Source organism: Nesterenkonia salmonea, from assembly GCF_005771525.1.
Lineage (GTDB): Bacteria > Actinomycetota > Actinomycetes > Actinomycetales > Micrococcaceae > Nesterenkonia > Nesterenkonia salmonea.
Map to the genome: position 1 here is coordinate 1 of NZ_VAVZ01000033.1, position 15,145 is coordinate 15,145.

The 15,145-nt window shown below is 61.5% G+C and carries 20 protein-coding genes, 1 tRNA gene and 1 riboswitch; of the genes, 12 read left to right on the forward strand and 9 right to left on the reverse strand.

What is annotated here, in order from left to right; all coding sequences use genetic code 11:
- Positions 1-187 (forward strand): hypothetical protein (locus FEF26_RS15945; protein WP_208012912.1); only part of this gene is annotated, 187 nt, incomplete at its 5' end.
- Between the two features lie 93 nt (positions 188-280).
- On the opposite strand, the gene rplA is transcribed toward FEF26_RS15945, so the two are convergent.
- From rplA to FEF26_RS11525, 5 genes are all read right to left on the reverse strand, one after another.
- Positions 281-988, reverse strand: a complete 708-nt coding sequence (gene rplA / locus FEF26_RS11505) for a 50S ribosomal protein L1 (RefSeq protein WP_138253686.1) — start codon at positions 986-988, stop codon at positions 281-283.
- A 100-nt stretch (positions 989-1,088) separates the two neighbouring features.
- On the reverse strand, positions 1,089-1,520 hold the full coding sequence (rplK, locus tag FEF26_RS11510) for a 50S ribosomal protein L11 (protein ID WP_138253687.1): 432 nt from the start codon (positions 1,518-1,520) through the stop codon (positions 1,089-1,091).
- 175 nt (positions 1,521-1,695) lie between these two features.
- The gene (gene nusG / locus FEF26_RS11515) at positions 1,696-2,397 is read right to left on the reverse strand and encodes a transcription termination/antitermination protein NusG (protein ID WP_243730555.1); all 702 of its coding nucleotides are present in this window, start codon (positions 2,395-2,397) and stop codon (positions 1,696-1,698) included.
- Between the two features lie 67 nt (positions 2,398-2,464).
- On the reverse strand, positions 2,465-2,728 hold the full coding sequence (gene secE, locus FEF26_RS11520) for a preprotein translocase subunit SecE (RefSeq protein ID WP_166433013.1): 264 nt from the start codon (positions 2,726-2,728) through the stop codon (positions 2,465-2,467).
- Between the two features lie 146 nt (positions 2,729-2,874).
- Positions 2,875-2,947 (reverse strand) — tRNA-Trp (locus FEF26_RS11525).
- A 191-nt stretch (positions 2,948-3,138) separates the two neighbouring features.
- Here FEF26_RS11525 and FEF26_RS11530 point away from each other — a divergent pair.
- Positions 3,139-4,344: a pyridoxal phosphate-dependent aminotransferase gene (locus FEF26_RS11530; RefSeq protein ID WP_138253689.1), complete on the forward strand. Its 1,206-nt coding sequence runs from the start codon at positions 3,139-3,141 to the stop codon at positions 4,342-4,344.
- Between the two features lie 93 nt (positions 4,345-4,437).
- A complete protein-coding gene (locus FEF26_RS11535) occupies positions 4,438-5,469 on the forward strand; it encodes a 6-phosphofructokinase (RefSeq protein WP_138253690.1) in 1,032 nt (343 codons plus the stop codon).
- A gap of 2 nt (positions 5,470-5,471) precedes the next feature.
- Here the strand turns inward: FEF26_RS11535 and ygfZ are convergent, their stop codons facing one another.
- From ygfZ to FEF26_RS11545, 3 genes are read right to left on the reverse strand one after another with little or no spacing between them, the layout of a single operon-like run.
- On the reverse strand, positions 5,472-6,617 hold the full coding sequence (gene ygfZ / locus FEF26_RS11540) for a CAF17-like 4Fe-4S cluster assembly/insertion protein YgfZ (RefSeq protein ID WP_243730556.1): 1,146 nt from the start codon (positions 6,615-6,617) through the stop codon (positions 5,472-5,474).
- Positions 6,618-6,676: 59 nt separating this feature from the next.
- The gene (locus FEF26_RS16275) at positions 6,677-6,799 is read right to left on the reverse strand and encodes a hypothetical protein (RefSeq protein WP_279536490.1); all 123 of its coding nucleotides are present in this window, start codon (positions 6,797-6,799) and stop codon (positions 6,677-6,679) included.
- Between the two features lie 18 nt (positions 6,800-6,817).
- Positions 6,818-7,660, reverse strand: a complete 843-nt coding sequence (locus FEF26_RS11545) for a hypothetical protein (RefSeq protein WP_138253692.1) — start codon at positions 7,658-7,660, stop codon at positions 6,818-6,820.
- A gap of 174 nt (positions 7,661-7,834) precedes the next feature.
- Here FEF26_RS11545 and FEF26_RS11550 point away from each other — a divergent pair, with 174 nt between their 5' ends.
- From FEF26_RS11550 to FEF26_RS11590, 9 genes are all read left to right on the forward strand, one after another.
- Positions 7,835-8,533: a winged helix-turn-helix transcriptional regulator gene (locus tag FEF26_RS11550; RefSeq protein WP_138253693.1), complete on the forward strand. Its 699-nt coding sequence runs from the start codon at positions 7,835-7,837 to the stop codon at positions 8,531-8,533.
- 27 nt (positions 8,534-8,560) lie between these two features.
- Entirely contained in the window at positions 8,561-9,565 is a 1,005-nt protein-coding gene (mshD, locus tag FEF26_RS11555) for a mycothiol synthase (RefSeq protein WP_138253694.1), read from the forward strand.
- A gap of 75 nt (positions 9,566-9,640) precedes the next feature.
- Positions 9,641-10,639 (forward strand): NUDIX hydrolase, encoded by a 999-nt coding sequence (locus tag FEF26_RS11560; RefSeq protein ID WP_138253695.1) that lies wholly within the window; start codon positions 9,641-9,643, stop codon positions 10,637-10,639.
- A gap of 78 nt (positions 10,640-10,717) precedes the next feature.
- A complete protein-coding gene (locus FEF26_RS11565) occupies positions 10,718-11,068 on the forward strand; it encodes a GNAT family N-acetyltransferase (protein ID WP_138253696.1) in 351 nt (116 codons plus the stop codon).
- Positions 11,069-11,078: 10 nt separating this feature from the next.
- Positions 11,079-11,885 (forward strand): thymidylate synthase, encoded by an 807-nt coding sequence (locus FEF26_RS11570; RefSeq protein WP_424991740.1) that lies wholly within the window; start codon positions 11,079-11,081, stop codon positions 11,883-11,885.
- A 41-nt stretch (positions 11,886-11,926) separates the two neighbouring features.
- The gene (locus FEF26_RS11575) at positions 11,927-12,469 is read left to right on the forward strand and encodes a dihydrofolate reductase (protein WP_138253697.1); all 543 of its coding nucleotides are present in this window, start codon (positions 11,927-11,929) and stop codon (positions 12,467-12,469) included.
- 61 nt (positions 12,470-12,530) lie between these two features.
- The gene (gene asd / locus FEF26_RS11580) at positions 12,531-13,730 is read left to right on the forward strand and encodes an aspartate-semialdehyde dehydrogenase (RefSeq protein ID WP_138253698.1); all 1,200 of its coding nucleotides are present in this window, start codon (positions 12,531-12,533) and stop codon (positions 13,728-13,730) included.
- Positions 13,731-13,746: 16 nt separating this feature from the next.
- Complete coding sequence (locus FEF26_RS11585) at positions 13,747-14,430, forward strand: DJ-1/PfpI family protein (protein WP_138253699.1); 684 nt, start codon at positions 13,747-13,749, stop codon at positions 14,428-14,430.
- A 63-nt stretch (positions 14,431-14,493) separates the two neighbouring features.
- Positions 14,494-14,811, forward strand: a complete 318-nt coding sequence (locus FEF26_RS11590; protein WP_138253700.1) for a hypothetical protein — start codon at positions 14,494-14,496, stop codon at positions 14,809-14,811.
- A gap of 16 nt (positions 14,812-14,827) precedes the next feature.
- Here FEF26_RS11590 and FEF26_RS15765 read toward each other — a convergent pair whose 3' ends face one another.
- Positions 14,828-15,001 carry a hypothetical protein gene (locus FEF26_RS15765; protein WP_166433014.1) on the reverse strand — a complete coding sequence of 58 codons (174 nt, stop codon included), beginning with the start codon at positions 14,999-15,001 and terminating at the stop codon, positions 14,828-14,830.
- A 10-nt stretch (positions 15,002-15,011) separates the two neighbouring features.
- Positions 15,012-15,119: riboswitch (SAM riboswitch) on the reverse strand.
- Positions 15,120-15,145 lie beyond the last annotated feature (26 nt).

Consider the following 15,145-nt stretch of genomic DNA (forward strand, 5'->3'; position numbering starts at 1 on the left):
AACCGGGCAAAACTCAATGAGTCAACGACTCACACTTCCCGGGCATCTTGAGATGAGTCACCAGGACGCCTACGAGTCCTCCTGCACCTCAGCTGGGCATCTCGATGGGACTCTGCGAACAGCTTCTCAGAAGTCCCATTTGATTGCCCGCGCTCCCCCTGGAGATGACCAGTGGGAACTGTGTTGAACGGCTTAGCAGCCTCAGTTCAGCACACTGGTTCTACACGCAAGGAGCCCCGCTCCCATCACTGGGAACAGGGCTCCTGTGCGGAGGTGTGAGCTACTCGCCGACGACAACCTTGGTGACGTTCGGGTCAACCTGGATTCCAGGACCGAAGGTGGTCGACACGGTGGCCTTCTGGATGTAGCGCCCCTTGGACGATGAAGGCTTCAACCGCAGAATCTCTTCCAGCACGGCTGCGTAGTTCTCAGCCAGCTGCTTGGGGTCGAAGCTGGTCTTGCCGACCACGAAGTGCAGGTTGGCGTGCTTGTCCACGCGGAAGTCGATCTTGCCTGCCTTGATCTCAGTGACGGCCTTTGCCACATCTGGGGTCACGGTGCCGGTCTTGGGGTTCGGCATCAGGTTACGAGGACCGAGCACCTTGCCGAGACGTCCGACTTTGCCCATCATGTCCGGGGAAGCGACGGCGGCGTCGAAGTCCACCCAGCCTTCCTGGACCTTGGCGATCAGCTCGTCGCCGCCAACGAAGTCAGCGCCGGCTTCTTCTGCCTTGGCGATGTTGTCACCCTGGGTGAAGACAACCACGCGGGCGGTCCGACCGGTGCCATGAGGAAGGTTCACAGTGCCGCGAACCATCTGGTCGGCTTTGCGGGGATCCACTGAGAGCCGCATGGCGACCTCAACGGTGGCATCTGTCTTGGAGGGGTTAGTCTCCTTGGCCAGAGCAACGGCCTGAAACGGATTGTAGATAGTGTCTTCGCCGATTTTCTCGGCTGCTGCGTTGTATGCTTTGCTGCGCTTTGCCATCTGCGTTGTTCTCCTTAGCAGTTGTGGTACGCGGGCCGCGCTCGGCCCTTCCCACATTCCCGGAGTGTCCGGGCTCTCTTATATGTCTTGTGTCGCTGAATTAGCTGTCGACGGTGATGCCCATGGAACGGGCGGTACCGGCAACAATCTTGGAGGCAGCCTCAATATCGTTGGCGTTGAGGTCTTCCATCTTGGTCTGAGCGATTTCCTCGACCTGAGCCTTGGTGAGCTTGCCGACTTTATCCGTGTGTGGAACGCCGGAACCCTTTTTGACGCCTGCGGCCTTTTTGATCAGCTCTGCAGCTGGTGGAGTCTTGGTGATGAAGGTGAAGGACCGGTCTTCGTAGACGGTAATCTCCACAGGCACCACGTTGCCGCGCTGGTTTTCTGTCGCAGCGTTGTACGCCTTGCAGAACTCCATAATGTTGACGCCGTGCTGACCGAGCGCAGGTCCGATCGGTGGTGCCGGGTTGGCGGCACCAGCCTGGATCTGAAGCTTAATCAGCCCGGAGACCTTTTTCTTCGGGGCCATAATCTGTCCTTTACTAGTTTCCGTGCGTCCTGCACCCTCAGGAGCGAGGTCTGCAGGGGTGAGCGGATCTGGCCGAGCCGCTCAGGTCGCCACCGGTCTCCCAAAGCACGGAGAACGACGACGAAGTCTTGTGTTGTTGGCTCTCATTCCGCCATGCAGCGGTATGAGGCTGGGGTCAGTAGATCTTCTCTATCTGGTTGAAGTTCAGCGTCACCGGAGTTTCCCGTTCGAAGATGGAAACCAGAACCACCAGTGTACGAGCGTCGACGTTGATCTCGGAGATGGTCGCCGGCAGGGTCGCGAAGGGCCCGTCGGTCACAGTGACGGACTCGCCGACTTCGAAGTCGACCTTCACGTCTGAGGTTGGAGTGGGGGCGGCGCCGCTTTCTCCATCGAGGATCTCGACCTTGCGCTCCCCTGGCTTGCCCAAGCGGTGCTCGGCGAGCATGTGGAAGACCTCATCGCTGCTCAAGGGCTGCGGATCGTGTGCGTTACCGACGAATCCGGTCACACCTGGAGTGTGGCGAACCACGCCCCATGACTCATCGGTGAGTTCCATGCGCACCAGAACGTAACCGGGAATGCGGACGCGGTTGACGACTTTGCGCTGAGTGTTCTTGATCTCCACGACGTCTTCCATGGGGACGTCGATCTCGTAGATCTGCTCCTCCATATCCTGCGTCTGGATACGGGTCTCGAGGTTGGACTTCACACGCTTCTCGTAACCGGCGTAGGTGTGCACCACGTACCAGTCACCCAGGCCGCGCCGAAGCTCACTTTTGAGCTCTTCAGCGCGCTCTTCGTAAGTCTTCTCCTCCTCCGCGGGAGCCTCTGCAGCCTCAGCTGCGTCGTCCTGCGTCAGTTCCTGATCAGACACGTTTCTCCTAGGTAAGTGTGTTGCGTACGCCGGCGCGAGCCGGATTCAGTTGGTGGTCGTAGCCCAGTTATGCGCCTGCGCCGCCGCCGAACACGAGGTCTGAAAGATTGTCCAGCCCCCAGTCCAGCAGGGAAACGATGCCGATCACGATCAGCACGAACACCAGGACCACGACCGTATAGTTCACCAGTTCCCGACGTGTGGGAACGATGACTTTGCGCAGCTCGTCAAAAACCTGCTTCAGGAACCGCCACGCTCGGGCCAGTGGGTTCTTCGGACGTGATTCACCGCCGGAGGGACCCCCGGTGTCTGTCACTGGTGTCTGGGACACGAAGACTCCATCTGATTGCTCTGTACGTTGTGACTGCTCCCCCTACAGGCTTCCTGAGAGGCATTGGTCCGAAGATTCCAGCCGGCCGAAGCTGACAGGCCTTCACCCGTGAAGCAGTACTGCGCGAAACACAGCACCGTCCAACGCAGGGCAGACAGGACTCGAACCTGCAACCTACGGTTTTGGAGACCGTTGCGCTACCAATTGCGCCACTGCCCTATTGGGCACTATCCCTGTACGTGCGAGGGCATGCCCAGTAGAGGTGTTCTAGACACCGGCAGCCAAGTCTACGCCGACGCTCGGCATAACACCAACTGCACCAGCACATGACGCTATACGACAACGACGCCGCCAGATAGGGTTGGGACGAGTAGGTCCCCTGTGCCCGCCCCAGAAAGGACGCATCTGTCATGCCGCTTCCCCACCGCCGAGTCTCCGCCCGTATCGGGTCGATTGCAGAGTCAGCCACCATGAAGGTGGACGCCAAGGCCAAGGCTCTGAAGGCTGCCGGCGAGGACGTTATTGGTTTTGGCGCAGGTGAGCCGGATTTCCCCACTCCGGACCATATTGTTGAGGCTGCTGTGGCGGCCGCTCAGGACCCCAAGAACCACAAGTACACCCCGGCTGCAGGTCTTCCTGAGCTCCGGGAGGCAATTGCTGAAAAAACCACCCGTGACTCCGGCTATGCGGTGGAGGCTTCCCAGGTTCTGGTGACCAATGGCGGCAAGCATGCCGTCTACGCGAGCCTGGCGTCACTGTTGGATCCCGGCGATCAGGTCATCGTCCCTTCTCCCTATTGGACGACCTATCCGGAGGCCATCAAACTAGCGGGAGGCTCCACGGTCGAGGTCTTCGCCGGCCCTGAGCAGGGGTACAAAGTGACCGTGGATCAGCTTCAGTCCGCAGTCACCGAGCGGACCAAAGCACTGATGTTTGTGTCGCCGTCGAACCCGACCGGGGCCGTGTATTCACCGGAGGAGACCCGGGAGATCGGCCGATGGGCCGCCGAGCAGGGGCTCTGGGTCATCACCGATGAGATCTACGAGAAGCTCACCTACGATGACGTACCGTTCACCTCGATCGCTTCCGTTCCGGAACTCGCTGACCAGGTGATCATTCTTTCCGGAGTAGCCAAAACGTACGCCATGACGGGCTGGCGCGTGGGTTGGATGGTGGGCCCTTCGGATGTGATCAAAGCTGCGACCACTCTGCAGACACATCTGACATCCAATGTCGCCAACGTCTCCCAGCGCGCGGCTCTTGCCGCAATCACCGGGCCGACAGAACCGGTCGAGCAGATGCGCGAGGCTTTCGACCGGAGACGCAAGACGATTGTGGAGAAGTTGAATCGGGTGGCTGGGTTCGAAACTCCAGTGCCCCAGGGTGCCTTCTACGCCTATGTGGATGCCAGAGGCGCGCTGAACCAGGAGATTGACGGATCCACGCCAACCTCGACGACGGAGCTCGCTGAGCTGATTCTGGAGAAGGCCAAGGTTGCAGTGGTCCCTGGTGAAGCTTTCGGACCATCCGGGTACCTCCGCCTGTCTTACGCCCTGGGTGATGAAGACTTGGTGGAGGGAATCGAACGTATCGAGAAACTGCTGGGCAGCAAGTAACACCTCCACCGGTAATAGACTGAAGCTGAACCCCCTGCCGAGGATGTCAGGACCACCACGTTTCGCACCATGCGAGAAGGAAGTGAGTCATCCATGCGCATCGGACTCTTGACCTCCGGAGGCGACTGCCCCGGTCTCAACGCGGTTATCCGCTCAGCCGTGCTCCACGGCATCAAGTCCTACGGAGATGAGTTCGTGGGATTCAAAGCCGGGTGGAAAGGCATGATCGAGGCTGACTACATTGATCTCGGACGTCAGGATGTCCGAGGCATCGCGCGTGAGGGCGGCACAATCCTCGGGACATCGAGGACTCATCCGTACAACCACCCCCAGGGCGGACCGGAGAAGATCGCCAAGCAGCTCAAACGCCATGATGTGGACGCGGTGATCGCGATCGGCGGTGAGGGCACTCTAGCTGGAGCCAAGAGGCTGGCCGATGACGGCATCCCTGTGGTGGGAGTCCCTAAGACTATTGACAATGATCTGAAGGCCACCGACTACACATTCGGCTTCGACACCGCCATTTCCATCGCGACAGACGCCATGGACAGGCTCCGAACCACCGGTGAGTCACACCACCGGTGCATGGTCTCTGAGGTGATGGGCCGCCATGTGGGCTGGATTGCTCTGCATTCCGGAATGGCTGCCGGCGCCCACGCTATCCTCATCCCGGAGCAGCAGGTCAGCATTGATCAACTGTGTGAGTGGGTGGAGCAGGTCCACTCCCGCGGACGCTCACCGCTGGTGGTCGTTGCTGAGGGCTTCATTCCTGAGAACGCTGAGGAAGCGCTGGCTGGCAAGGGACAAGAGGAAGATGGCCGCCCCCGCCTCGGTGGTATCGGTGAGTTCATCACCACCCAGATTGAAGAGCGCACCGGGATTGAATCCCGCAACACCACTCTGGGTCATATTCAGCGGGGCGGAAACCCCACCGGCTATGACCGTGTGCTGGGCACCAGATTCGGCATTAAGGCTCTGGACCTTGTGCATGAGCAGGCGTGGGGACATATGGCGGCACTTCGGGGCACCGAAATCGTCAAGGTGGATCTGAGTGAAGCTCTGGACGGCCTTAAAGAAGTCCCCAGTGAACGCTACGAAGAAGCGAAGATTCTCTTCGGACGCTGATTCTAACGGCGGGGCCCGCGGAGGAAATCTCCCTGCGGGCGTCCTACGTTCTTTCCCGCGTCCGGCCGGACAATCAACTCCTGAGCAGCAGCATAATAAGCCGGTTGTGGTGCCGGCTCTTCGGTGCCGTCTGGCTGGGCGGCACCTTGTTCCACGTCGCGGACCACAAGCTGCGCAGCAGGATCAACTTTGCGTTTCACCAGGGCCAGGGCAATTGGTCCTGCCTCGTGATGCCGGGCCACGGAGGTCACTACTCCGACGGCGCGTTCCTGGGCAAGTGCTTCCCGATCCGAGGAATTCTTGGGTGCAAGCACATCTGACCCCGCAGACGGAAGCGTGTGCTCGGAACCGTCCAAGTGGAGGAAGACCAGCCGGCGTGGAGGGTGACCTAAATTGTGGACACGTGCCACAGTCTCTTGACCCTTGTAGCACCCCTTGCTCAGGTGCACAGCAGTGCGGATCAGGTCCAGTTCATGCGGGATGGCTTTGGCGTCAACATCGTACGCCAGGCGTGGCCGCCAAGCGGCTATACGCAGCGCTTCTGCCGCAAGTGAGCCGGCAAGCTGCCAGCCGCGGCTCTCAACGGAAGCGACGACGTCGTCGAGCTCCTCCCGCGGCACCACCGTCAGGTGCCACTGCCAGTCTTGGCCTGGGTGGTCAGCTTCGTCAATCGCTGCGTATGACTCAGCTCCGGGTCCTAGTCCCGGCCAGGGGTCCGTCCAGCGCGCGGCTGGAGTAAGGGACGAGTCCTCCGGCAGCGGGCGTGTGCTGCCGAGAACAGCAAGGTCATTGGTGCGGTCGGCGATTTCCACACGCAGGGCGAACTTCATGGACTCCAGCCACTGCGCCAAAGCCTCACCTCGGTTCGCCTCAGTCATCAACCAAGCGGTCTCACCATCATCAACGATGGCTGGTGCATGTTCGATTCGGCCGGCAATGTCCAGCAGCAGCAGTTCTGACGAGTCCCCAGGGGACAGGGCAGTCACCTGCTGTGAGGACAGAGTGGTCAGCCAGCTCAGCCGGTCAGGTCCCGAAACCGTCACAACGGCCCGGTTGGAAAGATCGACAAGGGCCGAGCCTGCCTCCAAGGCACGCTGCTCCTTGGTGGGGTTGCCGTAGTGAGCGGCTGTGCCCGCGTCGGGTCCCACCGCAGCAACCGCACCATTGCGGTCCAGCAGGGGCGACGTGGGGGCCGATCCGTCAGGTCTCAGCGCTGGCCCTTGAAAAGACGGGACAGCACAACGAAACTGATCCAGCCGATCACGATCACGGACAGGATCAGCAGGCCGATGAAGAAGACCTCTAGCGCAAGAATCTGTGCATCACTCATGAACCCATCCTATCTGAGTTAAGCGAAGAGCAGCCGCTCGGTGAAATACACCAGCGCTCCCATCGCCGCAATGGGGGCGGCTCCGACTGCAAGCCGAGACAGGATCTTCTCCGGTGCTCCTTGGAGGAAGAGGAACCGGCGGAAGCTGGCGAGCAGCACGCCGCCGGCTACACCGAGCACTCCGGCGAACAGGAGCGTCAGCTCACCCCACACCAGTGAGACTCCCACGGAAGAGGCAGTGGATACGAGCACGATCAGTGGAAGAACCAAAGCATCCCGTGCCGGGACGCATGCAGCGAGAGTGCCGACGCACATGACGAAGGCAGACAGTGCCACGACCGACAGTTCACCTCCCGGTCCGGTCACTGCCAGGAACTCCCAGTCCTCATAGGGGACGAACCCGCGAACCCGGAGAGCCGAGAGTCCTGCCCCGTCGCCAGCCTCCATCATTCCTGCCGGATATCGCAGGCCAGCGATCCACCCTGCTGCGGTGGTCGTGATGACCACCCCGGTGCAGGCGCCCCGAGTCGACTCAAGCCTGTGCGGCCGTCCGGACCCCCGGACGACTTGCACCATGAAAACGACCATGACCCCGAAGGCCAGCGACACTGAGGACCAGAAGAACAGAGATTCCACTTGCGTCACGATGGCGGCACCGACAGCGGCGACGACGCCGGCGGCCATAATGACGGTGGACAGTGACTTTCTGGCGGTTACTCCCATGAGCTGCGGCCAGCCCAGCGCCACCACGCCACACAGGGCGCACACGACCACCAGCAGGGCGGCGACCCCTATCCATGAAGCGATGGCAATCGAGGCAGCGCCGACCAGTGCGGCGAGCGCGACAGGCAGGTATTTCACGTACTCCATCCTGCCAGAGCCGCAAGCATGGCTATACTCTTCTACGTTCGCAATAGTTTTTTTCACCATGCGGAAAGAGGGGCCCTGTGATTCATTTCACTATGTCATTCCGCACGCCGAAACGGTCCTACGTGTCACACTGACTGACAAATCAAGCCGAGGGAGGATCAGCCGATGGCCCAGGTGCTGCTGCTGTCGGACACCCCGGAAGACACTCTGCCGTCTCTGGAACTGCTGAATCACCGAGTGCGCCCCTTCCCCTGTGAGGCCGCTTCAATCGTCCGAGCACCGAATGTGGACATCACGCTCATTGACGCACGCAACAACCTGGCCCACGCCAGGTCCCTGTGCCAGCTGGTGAAGTCCTCGATGCTCTCCCCCGTGATCGTGGTGGTGACCGAAACCGGGCTTCCCACACTCAATGAGGCCTGGCAGGCCGATGACTTTGTGCTTGCAGCGGCTTCACCGGGAGAAGTCGATGCCCGAATCCGCATGGCATCTGTTGAAGCCGAAGATAAAGCACCCGTTGGAGAGATCCGCGCGGGGGCGATCGTGATCGATGAGACCACCTATATGGCCACCATTCACGGCAAGCTGCTCAACCTCACCTATAAGGAATTCGAGCTGCTCAAACACCTGGCTCTGCACCCCGGGCAGGTCTTCACCCGTGACCGGCTCCTCCATGACGTGTGGGGATACGACTACTTCGGAGGCACCCGCACCGTGGATGTGCACATCCGTCGCCTTCGCGCCAAACTCGGCCCAGAGCACGAATCACTCATCGGGACCGTACGCAATGTGGGCTACCGGCTGCTGGCGGAAGGAACCGACCGCCACGAGACCCCCGCCGGTGAAGACATCGACACTGCCTAAGCCGGTCAAGACCACTAGGCTCACACCATGAGCAATGACGTCACAATCGACCTCCTTGAGGACCCACCCACTGCTGATCAGCTTCGCGCTCTGCGCGAGTTGGCCACCGCGGCCCAGTCTGTTGACGGTGCACCCCCTTTCGGCGACCAGACCTGGGTGGAGCTGAACAAACCCACCCACGGGGACTCCAGGGTCGTTGTCTGTTACGCGTGGGCTCCGGCAGCAGACTCCACCCGGGGCACGCTGGTCGGCGCAGGCGTCGTCGTCCTGGGAGACATTGAGCAAACCCAGCACGACGCCGCCCCCCACACTTTGGAGCTGGTCATAGAACCTGATTTCCGCCAACAGGGGCTGGCTCAGCGCCTCGTCACAGTGCTCAACGCGTCCGATCCGGCATCACAACCGGGCGTGAGCCACCGGGCGTGGGCTCATGGTGGGCATCCGGGTGGGCCGAAGTTGGCTGCGCGCTTCGGGTGGAAACCGGTGCGTGAGCTGTGGCAGATGCACCTGGACAATGCGGTGGAGCTACCGCGCCGCGACCTTCCCACCGGTGTGCAGTTGAGAAGTTTCCGGCCCGGGGTCGACGACGACGCCTGGCTAGCCGCCAACGCTGAAGCGTTCGCTGACCATCCCGAGCAGGGGCGCCTCACAGTTGAGGACCTCCAGGCGCGTATGGCTGAGGAGTGGTTTTCCGCCGAAGGGTTCCTGCTGGCCTGGGATAACGCGGGGTCCGCGGAGGAACGCCTGATCGGATTTCACTGGACCAAAATCCACCGGGAGGCCCACGGCCAGCAGGTCGGCGAAGTGTACGCCGTGGGCGTGGTCCCAGCAGCTCAGGGCCGGGCACTTGGCGCCGCATTGACTGTGGCCGGCATCGAGTATTTGCGCAACCAGGGCGTGGAGTCCGTCATTTTGTATGTAGATGCTGACAACGCCGCAGCTGCGGGATTGTATAAGAAGCTCGGGTTCAGCATCAGCACTATCGACACGCAGTACGGACCCGCCAATGAACCTGGTGAAGCCTCCTCCTGAAGTGAAGTGTCCGGCCTGCAGAAACACTGAGCAGCTCCGTCCTGATATCTTTCACACGTGACCACTTCGGAGTACATGACTGAGGTACCTCGACGGCGTAGCGCCTCCGTTGATGATGACGGGACAGACGCTGATGTTCTCGCCGCCGGCGCGCTGGTGTGGCGGCTGCACCGGGGCAAGCTCCAGGTCCTGCTCATTCACCGCCCCCGATATGACGACTGGTCATTCCCCAAAGGCAAGCTTGACCCCGGCGAGACTCTCCCCGAATGCGCAGTGCGTGAAGTCGCTGAGGAGATCCAGCTGAAGGTACGCCTAGGCGTTCCGCTGCCGATCACTCGTTACCAAGTGTCCAAGAAGAGCAAGCAGGGCCCAGTGACTCAGCAGAAAGAGGTTTGGTACTGGGCGGCCGAGGTCCTGGAGGGCCGCCCCCGGCCCGATGGGGATGAGACCGACGACGCTCTCTGGGCTGAACCTCAGCAGGCTCGGCAGATGCTGACGAACCCTGGAGACCTGGAGCCGCTGGACGAACTGGAGCGGCTCCACGGGCAGAACTCGCTGCGCACAGTTCCTTTCGTGGTGCTCCGCCATGCCAAAGCGAAACCACGTTCCTCATGGGCCAAGGCGGAAGCCGAACGCCCACTGGCCGCCACGGGCAAGCGACAGGCACGGTCCGTAGAGCGACTGCTGACAGCCTGGCGGCCACGGCAGATCCATTCGAGCCCGTGGAAACGGTGCGCGGAGACCATCGCACCGTACGTCAAGGAGCACCACCACAGGATCAAGTACCGCAAATCTCTGACCGAGAAGCGGGCCAAACAGAATCCGGGCAAAGCTGCCTCGCGGATCCGCCGCTCCCTGGAGTGGATGCACCCCTCCTTGGTGTGCACCCATCGCCCTGTTCTGCCGATCGTTCTCGGCGAGCTCAGTAGGTGGCTGCTTGACCGCGAGATCGGCCGGGCACTGCCCCCGGAAGACCCGTATCTGCGTCCTGGGGGCGTCGTCGTCGCCCAACAGGCCGTAGACCGCGGCGGGCGCATCGTCTCCCTCGAGGTGTACGAGCCTCACGAGGACTGAGCGACTGAGGGCCGGGCGATTCCTGCCCCCAGCAGACCGTCAGTGACATGACTCACAACAGGCGACTACCCTTGCTGTATGGGAAGACACCGCAGAAGCGAGCAGAAAAACATTCACCCGACAGCTGAGCTGGTGGTCGACCATGACCGGTGCAGGGCAGAACTGTGGGACACAGTCCAGGGTAAGCGCACATTCATCGGGTTCGTTGGCTACGCCGAGGAGACCATAGGTGGCCAGCCTGTGTGGCTGCTGATGCACACTATTGTCAACGATCGCTTCGGCCGGCAGGGGTACGCGCGGGCCCTGGTGACACTGCTGCTGGACAGGCTTTCCGCAGAGGGCAAAAGGTTCACCTCCGAATGCACCTACATTGACCAATACCTCAGCCGTTATCCGGAGTACCGGAAGCATCAGGCGCTGCTGGCGTAGAATCGCCACCGTGACACCGATCCCCACTCCTTATGAAGACCTTCTGGCAGAAGTGCTCCAACATGGTGCGCAGAAGTCTGACCGCACCGGCACCGGAACACGCAGCGTGTTCGGCAGGCAGATCCGCTTTGACCTCGCTGATTCCTTCCCGCTGATCACTACCAAACGCGTGCACTTCAAGGCCGTGGCGTTGGAGTTGCTATGGTTCCTGCGCGGAGACTCCAACGCACGCTGGCTGCAGGAGCGCGGTGTCCGGATTTGGAACGAGTGGGCTGATGAGAACGGCGACCTGGGCCCCATTTACGGCGTGCAGTGGCGCTCCTGGCCTACGCCCAACGGTGGGGACATTGACCAAATCAGCACACTTGTGGATCAACTGCGCGAAAACCCTGACTCACGCCGACACGTGGTCACAGCGTGGAACCCGGGGCAGCTTGCTGAGATGGCGCTGCCACCTTGTCATATCCTCTTCCAGTTCTATGTAGCCGATGGGCGGCTGTCCTGCCAGCTGTATCAGCGCAGCGCGGACATGTTCCTGGGTGTGCCCTTCAACATTGCCAGCTACTCTCTGCTGACTCTGATGGTCGCCCAGCAGGCCGGGCTGGAACCTGGGGAGTTCATTTGGACCGGTGGAGACTGCCACATTTATAGCAACCACGAGGAGCAGGTGCGTGAGCAGCTCAGCCGCGAGGCCAGGCCCTACCCGCAGCTTCACCTGAGGCGCAGACCCGAATCACTCTTCGCCTACGAGTTCGAGGACTTCGAAGTGCTCAACTACGACCCGCATCCGAGCATCAAGGCGCCGGTGGCCGTCTGAGTGACCACCTCCCTCGTGACCGGCACGGAAGGAATACAGCGATGACCCGATCCGTAGAGGTCGGCATGATCTGGGCTGAAGCACGCGGAGGCGTGATCGGATCTGGCGGCACCATGCCCTGGCATGTGCCGGAGGACATGGCGCACTTTCGCAGCCGCACACGGAACTGCCCGGTCGTGATGGGCAGGAAGACGTGGGACTCCCTGCCGCAGCGGTTCCGTCCGCTGCCGGGACGGACCAACATCGTCATTACCAGCGACGCCGCGACCTCACGTGAGTTGGAGGATGCAGGTGCCGTGCCGGCGTCGTCGTTGCCGGAGGCGGTGGAGATGGCGCAGAGCCGGGTCGGTTCGGCCGAAAAAGTGTGGATCATGGGCGGTGGGGCCGTCTACGCTGAGGCAGTTAACAGCGAGATCGCCACTATTGCGTCGGTGACGCGTCTGGACTTTGAGTCCGAGGGTGACACATTCGCTCCCGTACTGGACTCGGAGCGGTGGAAGCTGGTGCATGCCGAACCTGATCAGGGGTGGAGCACGTCAACCTCCGGGATCGGCTACCGGATAGAAACCTACCGGCGCCGCTGAGTCTGCCACGCAATAGCACCTCAGGGAACAGCGAGGCGGTCAGTTCGCTAGGCTAGGGCCTATGACTTCTGCTGATCTTTCTCCTGCCCTTTCCGCTGTTTCCGACCCTTCCCCATCGGTTGGACTGATCGGCTGGCGTGGCATGGTGGGTTCGGTCCTGATGCAGCGCATGGTGAGCGAGGGCGACTTCGCACATATCAACCCTGTCTTCTTCTCCACCTCTGCTGCGGGTAGGCCCGCCCCGGAGTTCCAGGGGGCCTCCGCGGAGACTGGCACACTTCAGGACGCCTACGATCTTGACGCGCTGCTCAAGCTGCCGATCATCGTCACGATGCAGGGCGGGGACTACACCAATGACGTCTACCCCAAGCTGCGCGCGGCCGGGTGGGACGGTATCTGGATCGACGCTGCTTCAGCGTTGCGCATGGCAGATGAGTCGATCATTGTGCTGGACCCCATCAACCGGGATGTGATTGATGCTGGCCTGGCGGCGGGTGTGAAGGAGTTCGTAGGCGGCAACTGCACGGTGAGCTGCATGCTGATGGGTCTCGGGGGCCTGTTCAAAGAGAACCTGGTCGAGTGGGGTACCGCCATGACCTACCAGGCGGCTTCCGGTGGTGGGGCGCGGCATATGCGTGAACTGCTCAACCAGTTCGGCCACCTCAACGGTGTGGTGGCCGATGAGCTCGCCGATCCGGCCAGCGCCATCCTAGACATCGACCGCAGAGTGCTGCAGGCCCAGCAGGGAGAGCTGGACGCTTCCCAGTTCGGCGTCCCCTTGGCGGGCTCACTGATCCCTTGGATTGACGCTGACTTGGGCAATGGCATGTCCAAGGAGGAGCGGAAGGGTTCGGATGAGACCAATAAGATCTTAGGACGTGGCGATTCCCTTGCCCCGGGTGTGGAGCGCCGCGGTGACAGTATTCCGTTTGAGTCGCTCTGCGTCCGCGTCGGTGCGCTGCGGTCACACTCTCAGGCGCTGACTCTGAAGCTCCGCGAGGATATTCCCGTGTCGGAGATTGAGCAGATCATCGCCGCCGGCAGCGAATGGGCCAAAGTTGTGCCCAATGAGAAGGAGGCGACCATGGAGCAGCTGACACCTGTCGCCGCCACTGGGGAGCTGACCATCCCAGTGGGTCGCATCCGGAAGCTTGAGATGGGGCCGGAGTACATCTCAGCCTTCACCATTGGTGATCAGCTGCTCTGGGGTGCTGCTGAGCCGCTGCGCCGGATGCTGCTGATCGCTATCGGCAAGCTCTGACGGGCCTGCCTCTCTCATGACGGCTCCGCTGCAGATTGTTGCTCTGCTCTTTCCGAATGTCACCCAGCTGGACCTGACGGGCCCTGCCCAGGTCTTCGCGAGGTTTCCCGACGCTCAGGTGCACTTCGTCTGGAAGGATCAGAACCCGGTGCCCACCGATTCCGGGTTTTCGATCGTTCCCACCTCGACGTTCCAGGAGGCACCTCAGGCGGATGTGCTGTTCGTACCGGGGGGTGCGGGGGCCTTTGAACTCTTTGAGGACGACGCCGCACTGAGCTTCATTGCGGAGCAGGCAGCAGGTGCCCGACTTATCACCAGTGTGTGCACCGGGTCATTCACCCTCGCCGCAGCGGGGCTGCTCGGTGGTAAACGCGCCACCAGCCACTGGGCGTCTCTGCACATGCTCGAAGACTTTGGTGCGGAACCGGTTCGGGAACGCGTGGTGCGGGACGGTCGAATCATCACTGGTGCGGGCGTCACCAGCGGCATTGACTTCGCCCTCACTTTGGCGGTCGAGCTCTATGACGAAAGTGTGGCTCGGGAGATCCAGCTCTACATTGAGTATGATCCTGCACCGCCGTTCGACGCCGGCTCACCGTCGCGACCTGAGGCTGACCAACAGGCCGTCAAAGAACGCATCGCCTCTGTCACGGAGCACCGCTCCCCCATGGTGGCCCGCGCAGTGCAGCGCCTCCGATAGGGCGGGAGCCCACCTGGGCTCCAAACTGTTCCCGGAACACGGAAAATTTGACAGACTGAGGTGATGGAGAGACTTACATCACCTCTGACACCCGATTTGGCTCGCGCCGGTCGCGCCCTGACACGGGTCTCAGTTGAGGTGATCGCTGAGGCCGCCAACCTTGGTAGCCAGCAGGTCCGCGATTTCGAGCATCGCGGTATCTCTCTGAGCGCAGTAGACAACGACTCTCTGCGTGTTGCGCTGGAAGAGTTCGGTGTGGTTTTCTTCGCAGAGGATTCCCATGGCGGCTCTGGCGTCCGCCGGAAGCACTCCGCGCTGAAGGTCAGCCAATTGCATAGCTGGGAGGCTGAGGGCGGCCCCGCCTACGAAGACGACATCTGAGGCCTACTACGTGGAGCTACGCGCGCGGGCGTTCGTTGAAGAGCTCCCGGGGGCTGGTGCCGAGCATGGAGGCTAGGGAAGTGCCGGCTTGAAAGCGCGCCGCAAGATGCGGTGGGGGCGTCGAGAGGTGAACTGGGGAGCCTGTTTCGAACAGGCTAAGAATCAGGGTGTGGTCGTCGGGGGTGGGCATGGCCAGCCTTTCTCCATCGGTTCTGGCGTTAGCACCCGGCCTGGGCATTGCAGGATAATCCCGCCCCGGGTTGCTGCGACGTCATCGGGCCAGACCCCTCAGTCGCTCTGGATGGTTGATTGCTCTGCCACACTAAAGACTCAC